Consider the following 24,908-nt stretch of genomic DNA (forward strand, 5'->3'; position numbering starts at 1 on the left):
ACTTCTTGAATCGCGCTTCCTGCTCACTCAACGCGGCGACACCGCGTCCGGTGAACTGGGGGCGGCCCGCCGCCCCTTGCTGCTCGTGGTGCTGTTTCCAGCGCACCACCAAATAGGGCGGCACACCAAGGTTGCGAGCAATCTCTGCGCAGCTTTTCTGGCTGCTGATCACCAAGCGCACGGCTTCTTCTTTGAACTCGGCGGTGTAGTGGTTTTTGCTGGCGGTCATATCAGTCTCCATTGTCGGTCAGACTGAACTCCTCCTCCACAGAACCCTAGCAAGATCACTTTGATATTTGCGGGACCGAACTCCCTGACACGTTTGCACTGATACACCACATACTTTTCACCGTAGAGCTCACGCGCGTATAGGTCAATACCTGCCTGTGCGTCACCCTGCTCACCATAGAGGCGGCAGCCCTCCACGGCCGCGTCCCGTTGGGCAAGTCGGAGGCACAGACGTTCAAAATCCTGCCAGCTCAGGTCGTGATACGGGTAATGCTCCAGCAATGACTTCTAGAACTTGACCCTTTTGAAGCGAGGGACGAGCACACTGGAGAGCACCATGGGGAAACAGCGAAAAACTTGGACGACCGACGTCAAAGAAGCCATTGTCTTGAGCGTCCTCCGGGGAGAACTGGGCGTGGCAGAAGCGGCCCGACAGCATGATGTCAACGAAAGCCTGATCCATAGCTGGAAAGCCCAGTTCCTGGAGGCGGGCCGTGCCCGCCTCGCGGGAGATCGTCCGGATCAAGGGGTGAGTCTGTTGGAACGGGAGAACGACCGCCTGAAGCGCATTGTGGCGGAGAAGGAATTGGAGTTGGATATCGCGCGAAAAGTACGGCGGCTCTGACGATGGACGAGTTGATCGTCCTCCGGCAGAGCCATCCCCAACTCAGCCTGCGGCGCTTCGCCCAATATGTCGAGGTTCCGTATTGGCGACTCCGAGACTGTGAGCACAGCGCACCGGTGCGCTGTGCGCGCCAGCAGCATCGGGATGAACTGTACGAACAGGTGCGTCAGACGGCGTTGTTGCACCCCACTTCTGGTTACCGCTTGCTGTACCAGGAGCTCAAAGCTCAAGGCCAAACCATTGGCTTACACAAGATCCGGGTGGCCCTGGGTGAACTGCAACTGCATCCCCCACAGCCTCGGAAAACAAGGGCACCTTCCCCCAAAGTGTCCAGTTCTCAGGACTGGCCCGAAGGCCGACGGGTGCAGATCGATGCGGGCGCGCCTCTCACTCCCGGATGGTGTCTGCTGGATCTACTTCGTGCTGGACGTCCTTTCAAGGGTGGTTCTGGCCAGCCGGGTGGTGCGGAGTCTGTCCATGCACCTCGCCAAGCTCACGCTTGACGAAGCCGTCGCTGTCCTGCGCGCCGAGGGCCACGCGGACACCATCCTCGTACAAAGTGATGGCGGCAGCGACTTCACAGGCGAGATCTTCCAACAGGGCTGTTTGAAGTACGGCAGCTGGGTGCGCTCCAAAGTGTCCCAGCCCGGCGGCACCGGAATCCTGGAAAGACTCAACCGAACGTACAAATATCAATTCGCTTTCCGTCACGACTGGCAGTCCATGGTTGAGGTTCGCGCTGCGATGCCAGACGTTCACCGTTGGTACAACCACCAGCGCCGTCACTCGGCGCTGGGCTACGCCACGCCTTGGTCTACACTCACCTCATCGGCGAACGCTCGTAACGCCGCTTGAAGAATTTCCTGGAGCACTACCACGGCAATGCCTGTAGACGGGTATGGCTGGGTGGATGTATGGCGTCCCCGATTGGCTGGGCGAGCCAAGTCGGTAGGGGCACCAAGACTTGGGGCGTAACAGGCACGGTCACGTCTTCCACCATATCTGGCTTGCCACCTGTATGTGAGTGTCTCCAGTGGTTGATTGCATCAGCTCGGCCAACTGTTACAAGCTGCACCCAGGCGTATTCAGTGCGAATCCGGTGGTGGCCCAGGGCGTGGCAAGCAACAGTGCCGACGTTTTGCTACAGATCAGTGGTTAACGCACTGGATTGACGTGCCGGTTTGTTGACAGTGCTCGCCATGCCACCCCACCAAGGAGCCACAGGGTAAGCCCCCACAAGGCGATGGCTGGGGTAGCTTGCCCCATAAGCCCGGCGAACAAGGCCGCCAGTACAGCCAGAGGAAAGGTCAGCAGCACTGTGTAAAGCGCTTGCGTCCGTTTCAAGTGTGCTTGGGCCTGCGGCTGCAGAGGAGATGGGGTTGGAGGGGTTAGAGGGACGTTTCCTCGGTCAGCCGTGGAGTCAATCACTACCCTATGAATCCACTCGACCACCAGTGCATTGTCCAGGTAGCCGCTGTGGTTCCTTCCCAGGTGAATACTGTCGTAATTGACGGTGGGAACGTTGTAAATCATGGCTTTGGCCGAGGTCAGATCATTGGGCGTTTGAACGGGGCCGGAAATCGCGTCCCCGGGTGTATGGAAATTGACCCACAGCAGGTGAGGCTGCCCGTTCATCTGAAAGGGCATTTTCCCCGCATCTCCGACCATTTTGTTGTACGTGCGCTCATAGCGGTGTGAAAAACGGTTGCGGCTCTCCATAAAGTAGTAGATCTTATCGATGGGAGAGCCATACGTGACCAGTTGTTTGATTTTATCCAGATCTTGGAGGGCTCCGGTTTCGTTGTTCCCGTTCTGGGCCAATCGGCGGTAATTGAGCCAGCGCAAGGTCTCATAGGCGATCTGGGACCCCAGACTGTGTGCGACGATCACCACCCGCTCACAGGCTGGATCCTGAACGACCGCTTCCAAGGTCTCGGTGCACGTCCGCAGGATTTCTTTACGTTTCTCGAATTTTTCGTCGTTCTCGTCATAGGTGGCCCAGGTCGCCACATCGCCCAGGTAGGTGGATACGAACGATCCCACCCCGTTGGCCAGCAGCACGCCGAGGAAAAGCTGCACAATCGCTCTGCCCGTGCCATTCTCTGCCCAGAAGCCAAGCGGACTGGTTAGAGGTGCCCAACTCCTACTGGTGAGGGCCCCGATCAGGGTGACGATCCAGACCAGGAGGGCCACCACCAGTGCCGCGAACCCGAGGGCACTCCAGAACGCACGCCTGTTGGCCTGATCGACACAGGCTTTCCAAGTGTGTGCCAAGCCAACTAGGGTGGCTTGCTGTGGATTTGGGGCCTGTGCTTCTATAAACTCGACAAATTGATCGAAGGTACCTTCCGGAAAACTGATCAGTTGAGGGATCTGTTCAAATTCATTATAGAGTCCGAGCAAGGCCTGAGCGTTGGCTTGCTGGCCTGGGGGTTGCTGTTCGAGCCACTGGTAGAGCTCAGCAACTTTGATGCGAGTAAAGGACCGCCAGGGCGCCTGCCCGCGTTGCCAGGCTTTTGGAATCTGCTTGAGAAACCATTTGATCACGTCCCAGAAAGGAAGGCCGCCGGCCAATTTGGGCGCCCAATAGGCCTCGAAGAAACGTACCCGTGTGGGTGTTCCCTGCTGGTCTGGAGGGAGATAGGTGGCCCGAACGTAGTAGAGATACTCCTGGGTGCTCAGCTGATGCTGCCAGCGCCTGCCATCCACGCTTCTCCATGTTCCGCGGTTGACCGGATTGAGAGAGGCGTATCTCTCCAATGTGTCGACGAGATTGCACAGGGTATCGTAGCGTCTGGGATCCCCCATCCCGTGAATAGTGACCACCGCGGTGTATGGTCCTGGGGTGACATTCGGCGGCGTCATAGGGGCAGGGGCTGGTGTGGACACGTCGACCTCGTCAGTGGCACCCAGAATGGTAAGTGCCTGGCTGTCTATTACAATAGCAAATTAGATTACTTTTCGATAGACGCGATGGAACAAAAAAACCTGAGAGGCACAGTCAGACCTCAGGATCTGAACCAGTCGCTCCACCGCTGGGTGATCCACACACGACCTCGCCGGACAGCGCCAGTGGCTCGGGGCCAGTGCCCACGCGGTCGGCGACATAGACGGGCAAGTGCTGAACGCCTGTGACCAAGTCTGCACCGGGAGCGGACGGATCGATCAAGTACAGCAGCTCATGCGTGGGCATCTTCAGGGCCACGGCCAATTTGATGAGCGTGTCTCGAAGCTCAGGTTCGTGCACGCCCGGTGGATGGTGGTGCGGTCCCGAACCGGTTATCGATGCTGGTGCGGCCGATCTCCGAATCGGCACAATGCTTGGTAGACGTTTGCTGCCCCATACACGGCCGTGTCCGCCGCATCAGGCGCTGGCTTGAAGTTGGTGTTCCGGGGATGAGGTTGTTGTGGAGGAGGCTCAGTCGCGCTTGAGAGATGGAACGGATGAGTTGACCACGAGTCAAACGTTGGGTCAACGATTGGCCCAGGTTGACAGGGAACTGACGGTTGCGCCTGAGAGCAGGATCAAGCCCGTGCTCAGGTGCACAGGAACGCCCGTGATGGTGTGCAGTGCGTATTGTTCGTAGACCCGCAGCGCCGCGCGGCCGTCTCCCTGAGCACAGAGGGTGCGCAGGTACTGCACGGCCCGTTTGGGGTTACCGTGCACGTCCCATTCGTGTTCCAGGGTGGGGCCAGGGCCAATGAAGCCTTGAAGATTGGACACCGCGAGGGTGTGCACACCGGCGAGGGTGCTGGTGAAGCTGTCCGTGTGGATGTGAAGCGTATACCGCAGGCGTTCGGCCTGGTCGATGGCTGGACGCAACCGTGCGGCCCGGTTCCGATCCAGCGCGAAACAACGCGCCGTCAGGACGTCCCAGGGTTCGTAGGGTTCGTCGTCCTCCCACGGGTACTCGGCCCGGTGATATGGGCGGTAGGCGTAATAGAGATGAACGGGGTCGGACCAAAATTCATGAACATCCCCTCGGTCGTGCTGAGTCCGGACGGTGACCACATGATTGGTCTGGAAACTAAGGCTGACGTGAATTTGCGCGGCGATCAGGGCGTCATGCTCGCTCGGACCACGATAGATGTCGGTGCAGTCGTTCGAGCCGATGTCGTCGAAGCTGGTCGCTATAAAAGTTGAGGCCAGTGGTGTCATACAAACCTCCGGGATGGGGAGTGATGTTCTCCGTTGAGGGAATTGAACTCAACGGGACTTGAAGTGCTGGCGTGGAGGCGGTGGCTGACCTGCTTGAGCACCTGATACGCGACGTTCGAAGGATTCAGGCCACCGGGATGCAAGACGTAGGGGATGCCGCGTTGCCTCGCGAGGTCTCTCAAGCCGTTGTGCGCGTGCCCCATCCAGCGAACCGCCAAAATGACCAACCCAGTGTCCGCCGAGATGGGGACGTGATGGCCGTGGTCGTACCGGGCACTCGGGATCCAGTCGAGTCCGGCGAGGGCGAGGTTTTCGACGAGCGCGGCATGATGGGCGGGATCGGGGATGCCACCGAGGAGCGTGACGTGTCGTCCAGCGAGGAGACTTCGCGCTTGGAGCACGTGCGCGGGGAGCAGGAGGGGTGGGGCGGCTTCAGGCGCGCTGGGTTCAGCTGCGGGGAGAGGGGTGTGCTGTGGGGCTTGGAGTTCAGGGGTTTCTGCCAGGGTGACGGTGAGGTCTTCCAGTGATTCTTGGGCTTGCAGTTCGGCCTCGTGGGTGTTGATGGCGTCGGCGACGGCGATGAAGCGGGCTTGGAGGGCGCCGTATTCTTCACCGAGGAGGAGGCGTTGGCGCTGGGCGCGGGGTGGACCGATCAGGAGGTCTTCGAGCCGGTCGTGCTGTGGAAAGCGGAGGCCCAGCTGCCGGGCGAGGGCAAACACTTCGCAACCCCACTGCTGGATCAGGTCGAGCACTTCCAGTTGATGCTCTGGATCGAGCTGTTCCTGGCCCAGGAACTCGAGACACTGCACGAGGTACTGCAAGGTGACATTCAGGTCACTCGGGTCGGGCAGGCCTTGCAGGGTGCTCCAGCCCCAGAGTGGATCGTGCCCCGCGAGCTGGCAGCCGATCTCCACCACGAGGGGGAGCGGCATGCCTGGGGCACGGGTGATGTGCGTCAGGGCCCACAGGTTGGTGACTTGCACGAGCAGAAACAGCGGGGGGTCGCTGTCCGGGCTGAACCCCTGGGCCAGGACGACGTCCATGGCGTCAAAGAGCGTCCAGAGTTGGTGCTCAATGAGCGCCTTGCGGGGCAGGGCCGTCTCGTATTGACTGCAGAGGTCGCGCAGGACGCTATAGGTGGTGAGGATCGTGTTCGCTCGGTCGCGGCGGGCGATCACGGTGCCGGGCCGTAAGGCTTGGACGCGCAGCGGGCCGAATTCCTGGCGAACGGCATGGAAATGGGCAAGCAGCGCAGAGACACGGTCGGTGGACTGCTGCGCGTCTCGGCGTTCATCGCGGGCGATCAGCAGCAGGGACACGGTGAGTTCGAGCAGGGGGAGCACGGGTAAGTGGGTGAGTTGATCCCGAGCATGGGGTGCGACTAGCAGCGGAACAGGAATCCGCCCTTGTCACTCGGATTACAATTCAATCTATTCAAAATACGCCTGCACGGTGTCAGGATCGCGCAGGGGACGCAGTCGGCCCTGGGCAATTTCTTTGGGGAGTTTGAATTCGCAGGGGTCAAGGCACGATCCAGCAAATTTTCAATCCTGAACGAAAATAAGACCTGGGGAGGGCTACCGGGGAGTGCCCTCACTGGAAGGGGCCAGCTCACTTCCAGTCAGCCTGGGCGGGGCAACCCATCCCACGATGCCCTGACCACAAACTTGCGACACTCGGGGCATGACCGCTCAAGCTGCGCCGCTCTCCATCGGACACCTGGCCGCCGAAACCGGTGAAGGGGTCAAGGCCCTGCGCTACTGGACAGACCTCGGCCTGCTGAAGCATGGGCGCACCGCGAGCGGCTACCGGACGTACAGCACCGAGAGTGTCGAGCGCGTGCAGTTCATCCGGTCCGCCCAGCATGTCGGATTCAGCCTCAGCGAGATCGCCCGCATCCTGCGCGTGCGCGCAGACGGCCACAAGCCGTGCGCGGAGGTGCACGAAGAGTTGCGCGTGCATCTTCAGGCGGTGCGGCGGCAATTGACCCAGCTTCAGGCGCTGAAAGCGGAACTCGCCGGGCGGCTGGCGTATGCCCAGACGCACCCTGATCCCGAGTGCGATTCCCCCGGCTGCGTGTACCTGAATCCAGCGGTCCCTTGACTCTCCCCCTGGGGGGAGACTTTAGCTTCGGGCATGGAATCCAACTGCTGCGCCCCCGAAGTCCACGACGCCACGGCCTGTCCGGCCAGTGGCATCCGTGGAAAAGCGGTGCCGCTGATCACGCTCAAGGCCCTGCTGACCCCGCCTGCCCTGGCGCGACTCACGCCGGAAGAGACCTTCCGGCTGTGCCCGGACCCGGTTTGCGACGTGGTGTACTTCAGCCCGTCTCAGACCTACGGCACGGGAGATCTCAAGGTGCCGGTCTTCCAGAAGGATCAGGCGGCTGGAGTTCCGGTCTGTTACTGCTTTGCTCACACGCGGGCTGACCTTGAACGGGCCGCAGTGACAGGCACGGGTCAGGCGCTGGAGGCGTCGATCCGCGCGCACGTGCAGGCCGGGCGTTGCGGGTGCGAGGTCAACAACCCGCAGGGCAGTTGCTGCCTGGGCAATGTCGTGACCGTTCGGCGGAGATGGAGTGTTGAGCGCGGGTGCCGCTTCTGGTAGTCGGGCGTTGTTCCTGGGACGAGCGCTGTAGGCACGCCGCCATTCGTGAAGGTCTCCTACGTTTCAGTTGCGCTGGCAACGCTATGGCCGCCCTTCCTGGTCTGCGGCCCCACCGCTGATTTCGGCGGAGCGGAGCGTGGTTTGAAAGTGCTGGTGTCTCAGCCGTTTGTGGATGATGGCCAGATTTGCGCCGCCGTTCACCAGTTCTGTCGCTCGGTTGTGCCGGGGCTGATCCAAGGCGCAGCGTTTCCCCTCCCTGCCTGAGCGGTGCATCCAGCCAGCCCTCTGGGCGCATACAAGAGGTATGCCCATCTTCTCCGCATCTGCCCTTCCCTCTGGGCTTCATGCCCGGCAAGGGCAGTCGGTGCGGCAGACTGCGGTTATGCCCGCCACCCTGCCGACCGCTCTGGATCATCAGCGGTTGATCGCGCAACTCCAGCAGGGGCAGGACGGTGCCCTCAAAGCCCTCTACGACGCTTTCGCTGGCGTGACCTACCGTGTGTGCCTGCGGATGCTGGCCTCTCCAGAGGACGCCGAGGAAGTCCTCCAGGACGCCTTCCTGCGCCTGGAAGCGCAGGCTGGGCGTTACGATCCGGCGCGCGGGACGGTGCAGACCTTTGTGCTGACCATCGCCCATCACCTGTGCCTGGAGCGCCTGCGCGCCCGGCGCGCCCGACCGCAGGCCCGGGACGGCGCGCTGGGCGATCCAGCCTTTGATCTGCCAGCATCCGCTCCCAGGCATGACCCCCTGGATCAGGCCCTGATTGAATCCGCCCTGAGCGCCCTGAACGCGTCAGACCGGCAGCTTCTTGAGGACATGTTTTTCGGTGGGTTCACCCACGCCGAACTCACGGTCCGCACCGGGCTGCCCCTGGGCACCGTCAAGAGTCGCCTGCGCCGCGCCCTGCTCAAACTGCGTGAAAGGATGCAGCCATGACCAACTACGGCCATCCCACGGACCTGCTGCCCGGGTACGTCCTTGGAGATCTGGACGGGTCTGAGGCCGACACGGTCGAAACCCATCTGGCCGCCTGTCCCGCCTGCCGCGCCGAGGTGGCCCGGCTGCGCGACGCGCTGTTCTCGCTGGCCGACGATCTGCCCGGGGCGGCCCTACCGGACAACGCCTGGGACCGCATTCAGGCCCGCCGTCTTATCGCGACTCCTGGCACCAGCAAGCTCTGGCAGCCAGTCGGCAGATCACCCCATGGCCAGCGTGGACGCTGGCCGTGGCTGGCCGCCGCCGCTGTCATCGTGCTGGCGCTAAGCACCATCGGGACCCGCCTCATGACCGCGCCGTCCCAGCACGCCACAGTCCAGCAGTGGGAAGCGCGGGGCGCGTCACGGCTCACGCTCACGTCACGGGACGGCCAGGCATTTGGCACCCTGCTCGTCCGCGCAGACGGGCAGGCCCTGGTGGTCCTCCTGACTCCCGCGCCGGACGGACAGGTGTACCAGGCGTGGGGCCGCCAGACCGACGCGGTGCAGGCCAGGAAGCCGGTCAGTCTGGGCTTCACCGGCGGAACCGTGATGCAGGTGGCCTGGCGGGGCTACGCGTCCGTGGGCATCAGCGTGGAACCCGCCGGGGGCAGCCCGGCCCCAACCCACCCGCTGGGCCGTGTCACCCTGCCCGGTGGATGACCAAGGGCGGCCCACACGACTCCGTGTGGGCCGCCCCGATGTGGGCGCTCAGCCTTTGGTCATCTTGACCGGCGCGCAGATCGGCACGACGCTGGGGTCGCTGGCGTAATGGACGTTGAGGTAGGCCCCCTGGTCACCGGCAATCTTGGCCATGTCGCCCGTGACCGCCGTGGTGGCGTTGCCGCTGGCATCCGCCGTGAAGCCCGGGAAGCCGAGGGTCACTGGGCCGTTAGAGGCGCACGGATCGGTGTTCGATTCCGGTCCAAAGGCGTGGTAATGCGCGATGTAGGCCTTGTTCGGCGTCAGGCCCGTGAGGGTCAGGGTGGTGCTGACCATCCCGTCCTTGGTGGTGGCCACGGCCTTGCCCATTGCCGTGGGGTCAGCCGCATTGGCCTTATGCTTGAAGGTGTAGGTGCTGCCCCCGGCCCCCATCATCATGCTGCATGAGCCGAGCAGGGCGGTGGCGGTCAATCCCAGAACAATCTTGTGTACAAACATACGTTCCTCCATGGTGCATTGACTCCGCCTCAGCGGTTGGTCACCGTAATTGCGGCGCTCATGCCTTCGTGGTACGAGCAGTAATAGGTGTAGGTGCCAGGCGTTTTAAACGTGTAGCTGTAGCGGTCCCCTGGACGCAGGTCCGGTGAGCGCAGGTCAGCCACCTGTACCGACAGGACGTTGTGCGTGACCTGCCCAGTGTGAATCCAGGTCACCGTGGTGCCCGCCTTGACGCTCAGGGTGGCAGGCTGGAAGCGGTTATCGGCGATGTTGACCGTTATCGCCGTTGCTGGGGACGCGGTACTGGCAGGCGTGGCAGCGGTCTTCAGGACAGCGGCACACAGGGGGATGTCGGTCAGATCAGACGCGGTGTGGACGTTAACGTAGGCCCCAAGGGTGCCGCGCACACGTGCGGGATCGGCCCGCAGGCTCACGGTGGCCTGGCCCCGGGCATCGGTCTTGAAGGCCGGAAAGCCCAGGGTAATGGGTCCGTTGGACGCGCAGGGTTCGCCGCCCCCCGCTCCCAGGGCGTGGTAGTGGGCCACATAGGCCGTACCGGGGGTCAGGCCGCGCAGGCTCAGCACCGACAGGGACTGGGCCGCCGAGACCGTGCGGACGCTGAGCTGCCCAGCCGCCTGGGCAACTTTGCCCACCACGGTGAAGGGAAAGACCTGGCTTGTCGGGGTCGGGGTGGCCGGGGTCTGAGCCGCCGCAGGGGTCAGCAGCAGGCCGGGCAGCAACATGGAACGGATGAGGCTCAGCATGACAGGTCCTTTTAGCGCGTGAGGGGGCTGTTCGCGGAGGCGCTGTTGCTGTCGCTCAGGATCGCTGGACCTGCTTCCAGATCGGTGTCGAAAGGTGAGACGGCATACGGCTGACCCTGATTGGCAAAGAGCTTCGCGGTGGTCTGGGGGTCTTTCGGCCAGACCACCAGGTGGTCGAGGTTGACTTTGCTGGCCTTGATGGCCGCACCGTCGGGCTTCCCGTCCTTTGCCGTGCCCCGCAGCGTGAACGCATCGAACACACTGGTCATCGCGCTCGCCTCAGCCTTGCCCTTGGCGTCGGCCTTGAAATCCAGCACATGCTGCATCATCCCGAAAGGGGCCACCGCCGATTCGGTCAGGAACAGGTTGTACTGAGCGCCGGGCGTGAGGCCCTCGGCCTTGAGGGTCAGGTCGTCGGTGCCCTCCAGGGAGCGGACGATGACCTGGGCAGACAGACCTTTCAGGGCCGCCGGAAGGAACGCGAAGGGCTTGTCCGGCACGCCCAGCTTGATCTTCACCGAGGGCAGGCCCACCCGCACGGTCTTCAGGTTCTGGGTGCCGGGGCCGCTGGGAACCGCATTGGCCACGTACACCAGCGCCTGCGGCATCTGCCCGATAGGAATGGTCGTGATGACCGTGTTGCTGGCCGTGTCGATCACGTCCACCGCGTCCTGGTCTTCCAGGCCCACATACACGCGCGTGTTGTCGCCGCTGGGCCACAGGCCGTGGGGCGTGAAGCCCGTGGGGATGGTGGCCACGATCTGCGGCTGCGGACCACGCTTGATCACCTTGACGACGTCCTCCCCGCCCACCGTAACGTAGATGAAGTCGCCCGCTTTGGTGGTCACGGCGTTCACGTGGTTGGTGACCTTGCCGGTGTCCAGCACATGCAGCACCTTGAAGGTGCGGGCGTCGATGACGCTCACTTTGCCCACGTCCTTGTGGGTCAACCAGACCTCCTTGCCGTCCGGCGTGACCACCAGGTTGGGCGAGAACGCACTGACCACCGGCACGCGGGCGATCACCTTGCGGGTCTGGACGTCGATCACGTCAAGCTGTGCCGTGCGGCTGGAATCCACAAAGGCGCGCCGCCCGTCCGGGCTGAACACCACCATGCCGGGACCCCCGGCCACCCTGATGCGGTCAACCTCCTTCATGCTCGCCACGTCGATGACCGAGAGGTAATCCTCGCCGCGCACCGTGACCCAGACCTGCTGGCCATCCGGCGTGAAGAACCCCTCGTGGGGGCCACGCCCGATGTACACCGTTCCCATGACCGTGTTGTCGCGGGTACGGATGATGGTCACGCCGTTCGAGGCGTTGCTGATGACGTCCAGATAGCGTCCGTCGGGTGAGAAGCCCAGGCCGTGGACATTGACCTGCATGTCGTCGAGCGCCCCCAGCACCCCGGGCCGGGGATGGCCCAGCGGGATCTGGCCTATCACGGCGTTGGTTGCGGGGTTAATGACGGTCACGGTGTTCGAGGTCTGGTCAGCGGTATAGACCCGGTCGCGTGCGGAGAGGGCGGGGCCGTTCAGGGCTGGTGGCTGCTGGGCCACGCCCTGTGCACCTCCCCCCCTGGCCTGCTGCGCCAGGGCGAGTGCGCCGGTCAGGCTGATGGCAAGGACGGTGATGAGGACGGGACGGTGAATCTGGAACATAACAACCTCCGAAAGGACAGCTCAGAACTGGAAGAGAAGGGCGGCAGACTGCTCGGGTGAACGGCTTCATGACCCGTATGCCCCACGCGCCTGTTCTGGATGCGTTGCCGCCTTCACCGAAGCTTCACAGTGTGACTTGCCGGGCATCCCTAGAGTTGCTGAAGGTTATGCCATGTCCCGCTGACCTGCTGGCTCCGGGCAACCGGTACGCTCAGCCATGCCCACCTTCAGTGTTCCGCAACCCATCACGCAGGGTGCCGGAACCGATCTGCGCGCGAACTGGACACCCGATAGCCGGTGGATCGTGTTCGAACGCCTCCAGGGCGGTCGCCGGCGGCTATACCGTGTGCGTCCGGATGGTTCCAATCTAGAACCCCTCGCACTCGAGGAACCTGACGACTCGGACAGCACGGGACGGCCCGCCTTCTTCACTCCCGACGACCTGGTCTTCGTAAGTGACCGCCTGGGATTGACGGCCCTGTTCCGGCAGTTCCAGGGTCAGGTGATGCTCCTCCACGTCCACGCTCAGCCGAGTTATGGCCCAGCCCTGGGTACCGCCAGCACCTGGCCGGTGCTGTACTTTCAGCAGGACGGAAAAGACGAGGTTCACATCTACGCGCTGGGTCAAGACGGACAGGCAACCCAGTTGACCCACCACCCTGGCGTGCAGGATCAGCCGTGGCCCTGTTCAGACGGTCAGACCTTCGTTTACCACGCGCAGGAGGACGGACGACATGTGGTCTGTCTCCAGTCCGTCCAGGCTGGAGCCGCCCGGAAGGTAGTGAGCGACGCGGATGAGGAAACAGCCTACGTCACCCCGTTTCCCTCTCCGGACGGCCAGTGGATCGCGTTCACCTCGGCCCGGAGTAGTCAGGAGCAGGTGTGGGTCATGCGCCCGGATGGTTCCGAACGGCAGCAAGTCACATCTGGCGCGCCGCATAGCTTCCCCGCTTGGAGTTCGGACGGACGTTCACTGGTTTGCACACGGGGAACACCTACGGCGGAGCCGCCCAGCGGGTACCTCGTGACGGTGGACGTGTCCTGACCGCCCCCTGTGGTGTAGGCCAGATGTCGGCGAACTCTTGTCTGTTCGCCAGCCATCCGGCGGGAGAGTGGTTGACCCCGCACAGGCAGACTCTTGCAGCTTCACTTCCTGTGGGTTTCCGGCGTGTAGTGGGCGCTCAGGTAGGTCACGATCCTGTCGGCGTTCTCGTCGCTGATAAACGTCGCGCCGTATTTCTCCTTCATCTTGTAGACCTCGGCGTGCCAGACCTCGCCGGGCAGAGGCGGCTGGGACGTGATCAGGGTGGTGGCGTGGCACACGCTGCAATTGCTGCGGACCAGTTCCACGTCTTCCCCCTCGGCCAGGGCGGGGGTGTCCTGCGGAATGGGGCCGATGGCGTAGCTGGCGTCCGTGGTGTACGCGCCGCTGGCGGCCTGGTCAATCACGCCGCGCATCTGCTCAGCGTACTGGGCCATCGTGTTTTGAGGCTGGGTGGTCTGGGAGCTGGTGGTCTGAGCTGTGGCGGTCTGGGCCGTGGAGGTCTGTGGTCTGGCCGTCTCAGCGCTGCCGGACGCAGTTTCAGGCGACGCAGACACTGCGGCGGATTTGGGATTCGCAGCGGCCTGCGCTGCTGGGGCAGCCTGTGCTGGGGACGGTGCGGGGGCAGGGGCGGAGACGGGGGCCGTAGCCGGAGTTGCGCCAGTGGTGGCCGTGGCGGCTGGCACGCTGTTGTTGCGGACGCTCAGCGTGACCACCGGAACCACCACGGCCAGGACGGCGAGGGGAAACAGCAGCCCCATCAATTCAGGATATTTCATGACGCTCCTTTAACCGGCCTGGCCCACGGTGACCGTCTGACGCTCCACCGTGGTCCACAGGTAGCCCGACGGGTTCCAGATGGCCCCGTCCGGCTGATTTCCGCCGCTGGTGTCGGTGGCCCGCACGGCCAGGGTGTAGTGACCGGGTTTCTTGGGCGTCCACGCAAAGGTCCAGGGGCGGAAGGCGTAGCGCCCGTGGTCCTCGCCCAGCTTCGCGGCGCTCCAGGTCTTGCCGCCGTCGCTGGAGACCTCCACCTTGTTGACCTTGCCGCGCCCGCTCATCGCCAGCCCCTGCACGGTCATGGGCAGTCCGGCGGGCACCTTGACGGTCTCGTCCGGGGTCACGATGAACGAGCGCACGGGCATACTCCCCACCGGGCGCAGCTTGACCGTTTTGTCCTTGACCGCCTGCGGCGTCGTGTTCCCCCGGGCGTTGTCGGGTTGCAGGTACGCCGTGGTCATCCAGAAGTTGTCGTCCGGCTGGGTCAGCACCCGGATAAAGCTCAGGGTCTTCATCCAGTACGTGGCGAAGTAGCCGGGCACCACCAGCCGCACCGGAAAGCCGTTGACCAGCGGCAGCGGCTGGCCGTTCATGGCGTAGGCGACGATGCACTCGTCCAGTACCGGATCGTCCAGGTTCAGGCTCTTCTGGTAGCTGGCCCCACCGCTGCCGGGCGCACCTGCCCCGGTGTCCAGGCCCTGGAACTGCACCTGCACGCCGCCGGGTTTGAGGCCCGCGCGGTCCAGCAGGTCCCGCAGGCGCACCCCGGTCCAGGTGGCGCAGCCCATCGCGCCGTTGCCCCACTGCCCGCCGGGACGGCGCGGCTGGAAGCGGGCGCGGCTGTTGCCGGTGCACTGCATCACCGCGTTCACGCTGACCGCCTCGAAGTCACGCAGCAACTCAGCCAGGCTCAGCGACACCGGCTTGTTCACGTTGCCGCTCAGTTTGAGCCGCCAGGTGCCCAGATCGACGCTGGCCGGAAAGCCCGACAGGTTGGTGCGCACGAAGAACGCGGCGGTGGGTGTGAACGCACCTTGAAAGTAGCTGCGCGGCGTCTCGTACAGCGGTGGACGGTCCACCAGGCGGATCAGCGGCACCTTCTGCGGCAGGGCGATCAGCGGCCCCAGACCGTTCCAGGCGTCCAGGGGGCCGGGACCGCTGAAGGTGGGGGCGGGCGCGCTGGGCAGGCTCTGCTGGGCCAGGGCGCTGCGGCCCAGCGTCAGAGCGGCGCCAGCGGTGCCCAGCAGTCTCAGGGCGCCGCGGCGGGTGAGTGGAGCAGATGAATCGGACATACGTGGACCTCCTGGAACGGGGTGGGGGGAGAGGCTGAGGTGCAGGGCTTCAGAAGCGGCGTTCACAGGGCTTCAGACGCGATATTCAGACGTGGGGCAGGCCGGTGGTGGGCAGGGCGGGCACCTTTCCCAGCAGTTCCCCACGCCAGACGCTGTGCGCGGTGCGGACCGTGACCAGCAGCCACAGCACCGCCAGCACGGGGACAAACACTTCTCCCAGGCCCGTGAAAAAGCCCAGGTGGGTCAGGCTGCCCAGGCTGAAGGTGGAGGCTGTAAAGACGCCCAGCGGGAAGGTGAACGCCCACCAGCCCAGGTTGAACGGCAGGCCCTGCCGGATGAAACGCAGCGTGGTCAGCGTGGCCAGCGCCAGCCACCACGTTCCGAAGCCCCACAGCACCAGTCCGCCCAGCAGGCCCGCGCCGGTCAGGATCGGGCCGAGTTCCCCCAGGCCCTGCGCGGCCAGCACGCGGGGGGCGGCCTCGCCCAGTTGCAGCAGGGCCAGCGCGCCGGTGCCCAGCGGCCCCAGGGGCAGGAACATGCTCACGCCCAGTTCGGCCCCCGGCAGCTTGTGCTGGGCCAGCCGCAGCACGAACACGGTCAGGATCATCAGGGCCAGCGGCACCGACAGCGCAAACAGCACGTAGCCGCCGTAGATCAGCGGCGTGGCGGCCGCCACGCCCAGGTGCGGCGCGATCTGCCCGGCGCTGGCGGCGGCCACTTCCGAGGCCACCACGGGCAGCAGCCACAACGCCGTCATGCGTTCCAGCGCGTGGTCCTGGCGGGTGAACATCAGGTACGGTACCAGCAGGCCCACCGCCGCCGACAGCGCGGCGTCAAAGACCCACAGGTCACGGGCCAGCAGCGCCGCGTCCACGCCCCAGCGCGGCACGCCGAAGACGATCAGGCCGTTGATGATCGTGGCCAGGCCCATCGGGATGGCCCCCAGGAACATGCTCTGGGCCGGGTGCAGCAGGGTGGCGCGGCTGTCTGCCGGGTGCAGCAGGATGCGGGCCAGCGACAGCACGGTCAGCGCGGCGAAGATCAGCATGTTCAAGATCCACAGGCCCTCGCCCAGCGCCGCTGTGCCGGGGAGGGGCAGGTGGGGCAGCATCAGGGACACGATGCCGGTGCCCATGCTGGCGGTAAACCAGTTGGGGGTCAGCCCGCGCAGCACGTCGCTGGCAGCAGTTCTGGAAGTGTCTGGTGCGGAAGGGTGGGCAATCATGACGTCAGCGTAGGCCCGCCTCTTTATAAACTCAAATAGCCATTCGCTATAGCAACCCAAATTTGGTGTATATCTGGATCATGCCCCTGAATCCCGATCATCTGCTGACCTTCGTGCGGGTGGCCCGTCACGGAAATCTAAGTGCGGCGGCGGGCGAACTGAACCTGACGCAGCCCGCCGTGTCCAGCCAGATCAAGCTGCTGACGCAGGCGGTGGGCGAGCCGCTGCTGACCCGCCACCGTTACGGCGTCCGGCTGACCCCGGCGGGCCAGGGCCTGCTGCCGCACGCGGTGGCCGTTGAACGCGCTTTGGCCGGGGCCACGCGCTACGCCGCCGATCTGCGCGGCCTGGAAACAGGCACGCTGAACATCGCCGCCAGCAGCACCATCGCCGCAGCCCTGTTGCCAGGGGTGCTGGCGCAGTACCACGCCCGCTTCCCGGGGGTCACCCTGCGCGTGCAGCAGGGCAACACCGGGGAGGTGCTGGCCGCGCTGCTGGACGGGGCCTGTGAGCTGGCACTGATCGAGGGGGTGGCCGGAACGCTGCCTGCCGACCTGATCCGGCGCACTTTCGCCCAGGATACGCTGCGGCTGGTGCTGGCCCCGCAGCATCCGCTGGCCCAGCATTCGGCGCTGAACGCCGCGCACCTGAGTGGGCTGGGGCTGGTCTGGCGGGAGCCGGGATCAGGAACCCGTGAAGTGGCGCGCTCTGCGCTGGAGCGAGCGGGCATTCAGACGCGGGAGGTCCTGACCCTGACGGGCAGCGAGGCGGTTAAGGAGGCGGTGATCAGCGGCCTGGGGGCGGCGTTCATGTCGGAACTGATCGTCCGGCGGGAGGTGGCGGCGGGGGTGCTGGCCAGTCCGCCCCTGGAACTGCCCGGCCTGAACCGCCGGCTGGACGTGGTGGGCGCGCCCACTGAACTGCTGTCCAGGGCCGTGCAGGTCTTCGTGACTTTCCTGGAACCCGCCGGATGAGGGAGGGGAGGGGAGTCCCAGATCTCGGCCCCGCCTGTCAGCCAACCTTTTGCGGAGGTCTGAGAGAGGAAGAGCCATCTGAATGATCCGGGACGAGGCGTGCAAAAACGCCCGATAACGCAACGAATTGGCTGCTCCCATCCCGACAGCCTCCCCGCCTTGCGAAACTCTGTTGCACAATGATTTACACTGGCAACACGTTTTCGCAACACTGGAGGCTCCATGCAAGTCGGTTACGCCCGCGTCAGTAAACAAAATGAGCAGGACACCGCCGCACAACTTCGTGCATTGAAGACGGCAGGAGCAGAGCGCGTGTTTACCGAACATGCTTCTGGTGGCCGCTGGGACCGTCCTGAGCTGCACAAGATGCTGGATCAGCTCCGCGCCGGAGATGTGGTGGTGGTCTGGAAACTGGATCGCCTCAGCCGCAGCCTCAAGGATGTCTTGCACCTGATGGAGCTGCTGGGAGAGAAAGGCGTGGGGTTCCGAAGTTTGACTGAGGCCATAGATACCACCACGCCCGCAGGCCGAATGATGATGCAGATGGTGGGAGCGTTCGCCGAATTTGAGCGGGCCATGATCCGCGAGCGAACGAATGCAGGGCTGGAACAGGCCCGATTGGAAGGCCGCGTTGGTGGGCGCAAGCGCAAGTTGCTGCCGCACCAGGAGCAGGACATTCGTGAGTCGGTGGGGTCTGGGCAGCGCACTGCGGCCCAGTGCGCCCGTTTGTTCGGCGTCCATCCCAGCACCATTACCCGACTGTTGCAACGCCAGAGCTAAGGCGATGCCCGTCGAGTTTCTGAGCGACGAACAGGCCGCACAGTACGGACGCTACGCGGGCGATCCCACCCCCGAACAACTCAGCAACTTCTTTTTCCTGAGCGAAGCCGAGCTGGCCCTGATTGCCGAACGCCGCCGCGATCACAACCAGCTCGGTTTTGCCGTGCAGCTCTGCACCCTGCGCTTTCTCGGTTCATTCCTGCCCAACCCTGTGCAGGTGCCGTCCATCGTGGTCCGCCACGTCGCTGATCAACTTCATCTGCCCGCCCGCGTGATCGCCCGCTACGCCCTGCGCGAGGAAACCCGCTACCAGCACCGCCGGATCATCGTGGCTGCTCTGGGCTACTGTGACTTTGACGGCGGGCAGGCCGTGCGACTGATTCGCTGGCTGTACGCTCAACTGGCACTGAGTGCGCTGCGGCGGCGTGAGGTCTTTGCACCCGGCAGTGACCGCTACGGCGATCCGCGCGCTGAACTGTTACATGGAGTCGCCTGGGACGCCGTGAGCAACGATGTATGCCGCGCCCTGAACCGTTCGCTGGACCCCCAACCAGAGCTGGAACGTCTGCGCCTTGAGCTGGATGGTGCCTACCGCGAGGTGGAGCGCACCTTGCTCCAAAACACGGCCTTGCAACTGGATGGGCAGCCGGGTGGAACCCGGCTACGCCTGACGCCTCTGGAACCAGCCCCTGATCCGCCCAGCCTTCAGCGGCTTCAGCAGGCGGTGGCCCAGCGTCTTCCCGCCGTGCCGCTGGCCGCCTTGTTGCTGGAAGTGCATGCCTTTACGGGGCTGGCCGATGCCTTTACCCACGTCACCGATGGCACCTCCACCTTGCGGGACTTGCCTTTAAGTGTCACAGCGGTTCTGCTGGCCCAAGCGTGCAACATCGGTCTGGCGGCGGTGGCCGCGCCAGAGGTTCAGGCGCTCACCCTGTCGCGCCTGTCATGGGTTCAGCAGAACTACGTCCGCGCTGAGACCATCACGGCGGCCAATGCCCGCCTGGTGGACGCCCAGTTCGCCCTGCCGCTGGCGCACACCTGGGGCGGAGGTGAAGTGGCATCCGCCGATGGGCTACGCTTTGTGGTGCCAGTGAGGACCCTGCACGCCGGATGGAACCGCAAGTATTTCGGCTCCCAGCGTGGCGTGACGTACTACAACTTCACCAGCGATCAGTTCACCGGCTTTCACGGCATCGTGATTCCGGGGACGCTGCGCGACTCGCTGTTCATCCTGGCAGGCCTGCTGGAACAGCAGACCCGCCTTGACCCCCGCGAGATTATGGCCGATACGCACGGCTCCAGCGACGTGGTGTTCGGGTTGTTCGCGCTGCTGGGCTACCGCTTCAGCCCCCGGCTCGCCGATCTGCCCGATCAGCGCTTCTGGCGACTGGACCGCGAGGCCGATTACGGCGCGCTGGATGACCTGAGCCGCCACGTCGTCGATGAGGGGCTGATCGCCGCCCACTGGGAAGACATGCTGCGCCTGGCTGGATCACTCAAGCTGGGCAAGGTCAAAGCCACGGCGGTGATGCGAACCTTGCAACGCGGCGGCAGCCTGTCGGGTCTGGGACGGGCTATCGCTGAGTTTGGCCGCGTCGAGAAGACCCTGTTCCTGCTGAACTACGTCGGGGATGAGGCGTACCGGCGGCGCATCCTGCGGCAGATCAATCGGGGCGAACAGCGGCACGGCGTGGGCCGGGCTGTGTTCCACGGACGGAAGGGCGAACTGCGGCAGAAATACAGGGAAGGGATGGAAGATCAACTGGGCGCGCTGGGGCTGGTGGTCAATGCCATCGTGCTATGGAACACCCGGTATATGGGCGTTGCCCTGGACGACTTGAGACAGGCCGGGAAGATTGAGAACGAGCGGGACATCTCCCGCCTGACGCCGCTTTTGCATGGGCATATCCGCATGCTGGGAACTTACGAATTCAAGCTGCCAGAGGAGATTGCCCAAGGTCAACTGCGTCCCCTGCGTGATCCTGACACCGTGCAGGCGTACCTTGAGCAGATTGAATTGTGATCTGGAACCCAAGGGCGGATTTCTGTTCCTTCGCTAGTCAGACCCCAGCATTCAAGTGCAGCAGGAGCAGGGTGGCCAGCGCTTCCTCGCGGTCTCCTGGAACCTGAAATGCGGTGGGCAAGTGGGAGAGCAGATCGGCTTCCCGGGACTGGTGCGCGGGACAGGCCGTGCGTGGAGGGCAGAGGTCAAGCGGGGGTGGGCACAGCGGATTGGCGGCCGTGCTGGTGGGGGGGATGAGGCGGTGCGCGAGTCCACCGGGCAGCCAGGTGAGATCGAGGGGGAGGCCCGCGTGCTGAGCGGTGCTGTGCATCATGCGGATCGCGTGTGGGAGATCGTTCCAGGTCAGGTGTGCCGCATGAGTGGGGAGGTAGCCATAAAACGAACTGATGTCGTAGGCCGCTTGCGTGAACGTGAAGTCCTGGGCCTTGAGATGGAATCGTGTCAGGGTAAAGGCGGCGTCCTGGAGGAGTCGCAGTGATTCTGGGCTTTCCCGCCGGACTAAGAGCAGTTGGAAGCCGAGGAGCATGAGATGTCCGGCGAGATACGCGTGCTCGGGGTGTTCGCCGGGCAGGAGATCTGGGTGTTCGGGATGGTGCAGCGGTGGTTCAAGGCTTTCCAGGAAACGCTGGAGGCGGGTGACGAGGGCTTGGGTGTTGCCGCTGTCGAACGAGGCGGTCGGGCGGACTTCGCTGGGGGGAATGGGGAGCTGGTGCATGGGGTACCTCCGGAGGACACAACTGAAGGGTGAGGGCGTTCGGGGTGACGTGAGTCCTGCCCGTGCTACGCCGTGGCTCTCAGATATTCCGGGATGCGGCTCTGTGGAGCGTCCACGAAGTACAAGGCGCGCTTGCTGCGGGTGAATGCGACGAATTGCGCGCAGGTTTCGCTGGCTTCGGCTTGCGGAGTGTTGGCACTGGGGTGGGGCAGCAATTCGGGGGCCAAGATGTAAACGGTGTCGGCTTCGAGGCCTTTGGCGCGGTGAACAGTTGAAAGGACGACGCACTTCTCAGGGTCGCCTTGGAAGAGACTGCGAATGGCAGTGGTAAGTTCCCCAAGCGTCTGAGCCTGGCTGCGTTCGCGGACGAGGTTGAGGGCGGTGATGCGGTCGGCGAGGCCGGCAAGTCGGAGGTCAGGATCGCGGCCGTCGCGTTCGGCCTCGTGCGTGAGGTGGCGGGCGAGGTGGTCAGCGTAGGCATTGAGGTTCGAGGTGAAGGTGCTGAGGCTGAGTCCATCGCTGACCTGATCTCGGCGGGCCTTCTGACCATCCCAGGTGGCGGCGTCCCGGGCGAGGACGACGAGACTGCGGGAGAGGTCGCGGCCGCGCACGAGGGCAGGCACGCCCGCCGCGGTCAGCCGGTAACACCAGTCGATCAGTGGGGCGTTGGTGCGGCACAGCGCGAGGTGGCCGGGCTGGGCGCGGTGCTCGAACTCTTCGCCGGTGAGGTCATCCAGGGTGCCGCCAATCGCGTGTGGGGCCGCTTCAATCGCCGTGGTATAAGGCCGGGCGAGTTCCACGTGGCGGGTGGGGCAGCGGTAGGAGATGGACAGGGGCATGGTGACGGCGTGAAACAGTTGGGTAAAGCGCTGCATGCTGTGGGCATCTGCACCGTTGAAGGCATACAAGCTCTGATGTCCATCGCCGACGCCGATCAGGCGGCTGGTGTCGTTGGTGGCGGCTTGGAGCAAGGTGAGCTGGGCGCGACTCAGATCTTGGAGTTCGTCGACCAGGAGGAAGGCGTACGGGTCAGGGAGTCGCCAGCCGAAGACAGTGGGGGCGAGAACTTGATCCAGGAAGCTAATGACCTGGTGTTGCTGGAGTTGTTGCAGGCCTTGGCGAAGAATGCGGTGGGTGAGCTGGTAGAGGGTGTCTTCGGCGCCGATGATGGGGGCGTCCACATCGTTGAGTTGTTCGGCCCAGTCGCTGAGGGGAGTGTCGAGCCCGAGACCATGGCCGACGTGCAGGTCAAGGGTGGCGTTCAGGCGCTCGCGGAGTTCTCGGCGAGCGGCGGGAGAGGCAATGCGACTGTTCTGTAAATGTTCAGTGATCAGGCCCTTGTACTTGTCGGGCTCGAAGGTGAGTTTTGGCAGATTTTTAGTGCAGATGAGGTGTCCGAGGGAGCTGACGGTGCGGACGTCGAACTGTTTTGGGACGAGTTTACGCAGGGGTTTGACAATGTGGGTATTAAAGGAAAGTACACCGACGGGTTGACTCGGTTGAACGAGGTGTTGTTCGTCTAACAATGTTGCGATCATCTGAATGAGGGTGGTTTTGCCGCTGCCGGCGGTGGCGTTGACGGTGATGGAGTGGGTGTGGTGTTGGACGGCGTGGAGGATGGCGGTCTGGTAGGGGGAGTGAGTCGGTTGCGGTTGGGTGTGGGGGCGAGGAGGAGGGGGGTCATGGTCATGTGGGGACTCCTTGACGTGGATGGTGAGGGGGCTGGGGGTGACGCGGGGAGTTATTGAGGGAATAAAGCGCATGGGTGTGGATTGGCTTTCTTGTTTTGGAATTCATGACTGACCTGTTTACTGTTTTTGTGCTGGCGTTAGCCTCTGCTTGCGCTCAGCGATGAACTTGAAGTGGGGGAGGGGAGAGCACGGGGAGGGTGGTTTCTTCCATCCTTACTCCTCTAGTAACCTCCTCCACTTGAAACACATACGTGGCTCCCACGGAGCCACCCCTCGCCCGCCCCTGTGCCCGCAATCCCAGCAACACCCCCAGCACCTCCATGCGTGATCCCCCCCACACCTCCACAAAGGCCGCTAGCGTTCCCCACCGCCCCGCGAACACCATCGCCGCCTGGTCCAAGACCTCCCCACTCGGGACCTGCCCGTGCTGCACTGGGACGTAATGCCCCGACCGCGACGCCCGAGATGCACCACTCCCCGGCACATGCAACAACCGCCCCGCCTCCACTAAGGTCGTGAGAATCTTTTCCGCTTCTCGACCGACCAGTTGTCTCGCTTCCACTCGCGTCAACCGCCCCGCCAACACCGCCCGCTCCACTAACAGTTCTCTTGCATCCATACGCGTGCTCCTTCGCCGTAGGACTCCCCCTACAGATCAAACGAACAAGGCCGGGGCATCACCCCCGGCCACGTCTCTGGTCTCCTTTAATCCGTTGCGTTCTCCAGTTCCCTACCTTGCGCTTGAGGTTCCCCGCGGGTCGTTCTGACGGGCAAAATAGGTGTATTTCCTGTTCAGAGAAAATAGGACTTCGTGCAGCTGCACGAAGTCCTATTTTGGTCGCACTCTCATTGTTTAACTAACGCTCTAAATATAGAATTTTCCAGTGAAAATTAAAAGTGCAGGAAAGATGTAGAAAACAGCGTAAATAAAGAGATAAGTTTGCAGCAAATTGCAAAGATATCGTCCGAAATAAAGCGCAAATGGAATAGCCAAGAATGCACTAAATATAAAAAAATTGCCTTGCGTCAATGCATCTAGGATGGCTATCGCATAGAACGTAATGACTTGAAGTGCCACTGCTATCACAATGTGACGGATCAAAGCTTTCCGGTGCACAGCCATTACGATCCCAACAAGAAGCCCTATTCCTGCCATTATTAGAAAGAGTTGTTCGTGATTCATGGCATTCTCGACCTCTAGCTCCTCACCACAAAGCTGTCAATTGACATTCTGAAGTACTGAAACTCCTGAAGCCTGCTGGTCTGCACTGACAGATATGTCAATTTCTCCCAGTTCTGCATACTGACACAAATGCCCGAGACGCCCCGCTCCCTGGCACATGCAGCAGACGCCCCGCATCAACCGCACGGCTAACACAGCCCGCTCCCATAACAGTTCTGCTGCATTCATGCGTTTGCTCCTTTGCCATAGGGCTTCCCCTACAGATCAAACGAACAAGGCCGGGGCATCACCCCCGGCCACGCTTCTGGTCTGCTTTAATCCGCAGCGTTTTCTTCGATCTCCGTGCCCTGCACCGCCAATGTGTGCCGTCGCCGCCCCGGCAACTGAAACTCTGGCCGCACCAACCCTCGCCCACGAAACACAATCAGCGAGCGGTACTCAAATTCTCCCTCTGCCTTCTCCTTCACGTCGTCTGCATCGGTGTTCTTGGCTCCCCGGCTGTACTTGATCGCCGCAGGTAGTTTCATTTTTCGTGAATCCACCGGCTCCAGCAATCGTTGCTTATAGAAATGCCCGTCATGAAACACGCCTTTGTCACCCTCCGGACTGATCCACGGCCGTGCCCCAATCAGTGACCAATCGAACGTGTCGTGCAGGTCATACGGCAATTGATAACCCCCCGCTGGCACGTTCCCGGCTGGCCGGTAGCCTTGCGCGCCATACCGCCGCTGCAACACCCGCAATTCCGTCAAGTCCGCCGCAGACACCGTGATGTGCGTGCCGATCTCATCCACCACGACCAAACTGACTGGTTGCCCTTCCCCAACACTCTTTTCTGTCATCACACCCTCGCTTCTCCCCATCTGGGATACGCGAGGCTTGCCCGTGCCCCACTGGGCGCGGGCCACTCCTGGTGATACCGGCGTCCTGTGGATGATCGTTCAGGCGCCGCTTGAACGCCTTGACCTCAGCGATCAACGCGGCCTCTGACGGACGACCAGTTGGAGCTGTTCCACCATTCCG

The 24,908-nt window shown here is 63.3% G+C and carries 26 protein-coding genes and 2 pseudogenes; 12 read left to right on the forward strand and 16 right to left on the reverse strand.

Annotated elements, in window-relative coordinates:
- Both F561_RS0103135 and F561_RS30465 read right to left on the reverse strand, forming a co-directional pair.
- On the reverse strand, nt 1-229 hold a 229-nt coding region (locus F561_RS0103135; RefSeq protein ID WP_019008485.1), incomplete at its 3' end, for a transposase.
- Nucleotides 226-510 (reverse strand): restriction endonuclease, encoded by a 285-nt coding sequence (locus F561_RS30465; protein WP_019008486.1) that lies wholly within the window; start codon nt 508-510, stop codon nt 226-228. The genes F561_RS0103135 and F561_RS30465, both read right to left, overlap by 4 nt.
- A gap of 55 nt (nt 511-565) precedes the next feature.
- Here F561_RS30465 and F561_RS0103145 point away from each other — a divergent pair, with 55 nt between their 5' ends.
- On the forward strand, nt 566-853 hold the full coding sequence (locus F561_RS0103145) for a transposase (RefSeq protein ID WP_019008487.1): 288 nt from the start codon (nt 566-568) through the stop codon (nt 851-853).
- Between the two features lie 477 nt (nt 854-1,330).
- Nucleotides 1,331-1,708: an integrase core domain-containing protein gene (locus tag F561_RS29855; RefSeq protein WP_040379743.1), complete on the forward strand. Its 378-nt coding sequence runs from the start codon at nt 1,331-1,333 to the stop codon at nt 1,706-1,708.
- A 300-nt stretch (nt 1,709-2,008) separates the two neighbouring features.
- Here the strand turns inward: F561_RS29855 and F561_RS0103160 are convergent, their stop codons facing one another.
- From F561_RS0103160 to F561_RS28580, 4 genes are all read right to left on the reverse strand, one after another.
- Nucleotides 2,009-3,718: a hypothetical protein gene (locus F561_RS0103160; protein WP_157451513.1), complete on the reverse strand. Its 1,710-nt coding sequence runs from the start codon at nt 3,716-3,718 to the stop codon at nt 2,009-2,011.
- A gap of 136 nt (nt 3,719-3,854) precedes the next feature.
- Nucleotides 3,855-4,100 (reverse strand): hypothetical protein, encoded by a 246-nt coding sequence (locus F561_RS0103165; protein WP_019008491.1) that lies wholly within the window; start codon nt 4,098-4,100, stop codon nt 3,855-3,857.
- A gap of 225 nt (nt 4,101-4,325) precedes the next feature.
- Entirely contained in the window at nt 4,326-5,012 is a 687-nt protein-coding gene (locus F561_RS0103170; RefSeq protein WP_019008492.1) for a hypothetical protein, read from the reverse strand.
- Nucleotides 5,009-6,355, reverse strand: coding sequence for a hypothetical protein (locus tag F561_RS28580; RefSeq protein WP_157451514.1), 1,347 nt, complete (start codon nt 6,353-6,355; stop codon nt 5,009-5,011). The genes F561_RS0103170 and F561_RS28580 overlap by 4 nt, the downstream gene beginning before the upstream one ends.
- A gap of 340 nt (nt 6,356-6,695) precedes the next feature.
- On the opposite strand from F561_RS28580, the gene F561_RS0103190 reads away from it, so the two are divergent.
- The 5 genes from F561_RS0103190 (at nt 6,696) to F561_RS0103210 (ending at nt 9,257) form a co-directional block, all read left to right on the forward strand.
- The gene (locus F561_RS0103190; protein WP_019008496.1) at nt 6,696-7,115 is read left to right on the forward strand and encodes a MerR family DNA-binding protein; all 420 of its coding nucleotides are present in this window, start codon (nt 6,696-6,698) and stop codon (nt 7,113-7,115) included.
- Nucleotides 7,116-7,148: 33 nt separating this feature from the next.
- Entirely contained in the window at nt 7,149-7,619 is a 471-nt protein-coding gene (locus F561_RS0103195; protein ID WP_019008497.1) for a putative iron-sulfur cluster-binding metallochaperone, read from the forward strand.
- 45 nt (nt 7,620-7,664) lie between these two features.
- Nucleotides 7,665-7,883 carry a hypothetical protein gene (locus F561_RS28585; protein ID WP_157451515.1) on the forward strand — a complete coding sequence of 73 codons (219 nt, stop codon included), beginning with the start codon at nt 7,665-7,667 and terminating at the stop codon, nt 7,881-7,883.
- 118 nt (nt 7,884-8,001) lie between these two features.
- A complete protein-coding gene (locus tag F561_RS0103205) occupies nt 8,002-8,556 on the forward strand; it encodes an RNA polymerase sigma factor (RefSeq protein ID WP_019008499.1) in 555 nt (184 codons plus the stop codon).
- On the forward strand, nt 8,553-9,257 hold the full coding sequence (locus F561_RS0103210) for an anti-sigma factor (RefSeq protein WP_019008500.1): 705 nt from the start codon (nt 8,553-8,555) through the stop codon (nt 9,255-9,257). The genes F561_RS0103205 and F561_RS0103210 overlap by 4 nt, the downstream gene beginning before the upstream one ends.
- Before the next feature lie 48 nt (nt 9,258-9,305).
- Here F561_RS0103210 and F561_RS0103215 read toward each other — a convergent pair whose 3' ends face one another.
- From F561_RS0103215 to F561_RS24665, 3 genes are read right to left on the reverse strand one after another with little or no spacing between them, the layout of a single operon-like run.
- Nucleotides 9,306-9,755, reverse strand: a complete 450-nt coding sequence (locus F561_RS0103215) for a CHRD domain-containing protein (protein ID WP_157451516.1) — start codon at nt 9,753-9,755, stop codon at nt 9,306-9,308.
- Nucleotides 9,756-9,784: 29 nt separating this feature from the next.
- A complete protein-coding gene (locus tag F561_RS27025) occupies nt 9,785-10,519 on the reverse strand; it encodes a plastocyanin/azurin family copper-binding protein (RefSeq protein WP_019008502.1) in 735 nt (244 codons plus the stop codon).
- Between the two features lie 11 nt (nt 10,520-10,530).
- Nucleotides 10,531-12,180: a YncE family protein gene (locus F561_RS24665; RefSeq protein WP_019008503.1), complete on the reverse strand. Its 1,650-nt coding sequence runs from the start codon at nt 12,178-12,180 to the stop codon at nt 10,531-10,533.
- A gap of 217 nt (nt 12,181-12,397) precedes the next feature.
- Here F561_RS24665 and F561_RS0103235 point away from each other — a divergent pair, with 217 nt between their 5' ends.
- Nucleotides 12,398-13,225, forward strand: coding sequence for a TolB family protein (locus tag F561_RS0103235; RefSeq protein ID WP_019008504.1), 828 nt, complete (start codon nt 12,398-12,400; stop codon nt 13,223-13,225).
- Nucleotides 13,226-13,326: 101 nt separating this feature from the next.
- On the opposite strand, the gene F561_RS0103240 is transcribed toward F561_RS0103235, so the two are convergent.
- The 3 genes from F561_RS0103240 to F561_RS0103250 all read right to left on the reverse strand — a co-directional run bounded on the left by F561_RS0103240 (nt 13,327) and on the right by F561_RS0103250 (nt 16,519).
- A complete protein-coding gene (locus F561_RS0103240) occupies nt 13,327-14,001 on the reverse strand; it encodes a c-type cytochrome (RefSeq protein ID WP_019008505.1) in 675 nt (224 codons plus the stop codon).
- Between the two features lie 9 nt (nt 14,002-14,010).
- Nucleotides 14,011-15,294 carry a molybdopterin-dependent oxidoreductase gene (locus tag F561_RS0103245; protein WP_019008506.1) on the reverse strand — a complete coding sequence of 428 codons (1,284 nt, stop codon included), beginning with the start codon at nt 15,292-15,294 and terminating at the stop codon, nt 14,011-14,013.
- 85 nt (nt 15,295-15,379) lie between these two features.
- Complete coding sequence (locus F561_RS0103250; RefSeq protein WP_019008507.1) at nt 15,380-16,519, reverse strand: TDT family transporter; 1,140 nt, start codon at nt 16,517-16,519, stop codon at nt 15,380-15,382.
- An 80-nt stretch (nt 16,520-16,599) separates the two neighbouring features.
- On the opposite strand from F561_RS0103250, the gene F561_RS0103255 reads away from it, so the two are divergent.
- The 4 genes and pseudogenes from F561_RS0103255 to F561_RS0103265 all read left to right on the forward strand — a co-directional run.
- The gene (locus F561_RS0103255; protein WP_019008508.1) at nt 16,600-17,493 is read left to right on the forward strand and encodes a LysR substrate-binding domain-containing protein; all 894 of its coding nucleotides are present in this window, start codon (nt 16,600-16,602) and stop codon (nt 17,491-17,493) included.
- 222 nt (nt 17,494-17,715) lie between these two features.
- A complete protein-coding gene (locus tag F561_RS0103260) occupies nt 17,716-18,273 on the forward strand; it encodes a recombinase family protein (RefSeq protein WP_019008509.1) in 558 nt (185 codons plus the stop codon).
- Nucleotides 18,274-18,277: 4 nt separating this feature from the next.
- Nucleotides 18,278-18,679: pseudogene (locus F561_RS30690) on the forward strand (DUF4158 domain-containing protein); the annotation flags it as partial.
- A gap of 6 nt (nt 18,680-18,685) precedes the next feature.
- A pseudogene (locus F561_RS0103265) lies at nt 18,686-20,296 on the forward strand (Tn3 family transposase); the annotation flags it as partial.
- Between the two features lie 37 nt (nt 20,297-20,333).
- Here the strand turns inward: F561_RS0103265 and F561_RS0103270 are convergent.
- From F561_RS0103270 to F561_RS24670, 4 genes are all read right to left on the reverse strand, one after another.
- A complete protein-coding gene (locus F561_RS0103270; protein ID WP_157451517.1) occupies nt 20,334-21,011 on the reverse strand; it encodes a hypothetical protein in 678 nt (225 codons plus the stop codon).
- Nucleotides 21,012-21,076: 65 nt separating this feature from the next.
- Nucleotides 21,077-22,774 carry a UvrD-helicase domain-containing protein gene (locus F561_RS27690; RefSeq protein ID WP_083922275.1) on the reverse strand — a complete coding sequence of 566 codons (1,698 nt, stop codon included), beginning with the start codon at nt 22,772-22,774 and terminating at the stop codon, nt 21,077-21,079.
- A gap of 793 nt (nt 22,775-23,567) precedes the next feature.
- Nucleotides 23,568-23,885, reverse strand: coding sequence for a hypothetical protein (locus F561_RS0103305; protein ID WP_019008518.1), 318 nt, complete (start codon nt 23,883-23,885; stop codon nt 23,568-23,570).
- A 314-nt stretch (nt 23,886-24,199) separates the two neighbouring features.
- Nucleotides 24,200-24,727: a single-stranded DNA-binding protein gene (locus tag F561_RS24670; protein WP_083922276.1), complete on the reverse strand. Its 528-nt coding sequence runs from the start codon at nt 24,725-24,727 to the stop codon at nt 24,200-24,202.
- Nucleotides 24,728-24,908: the final 181 nt, after the last annotated feature.

Source organism: Deinococcus aquatilis DSM 23025, assembly GCF_000378445.1.
GTDB lineage: Bacteria > Deinococcota > Deinococci > Deinococcales > Deinococcaceae > Deinococcus > Deinococcus aquatilis.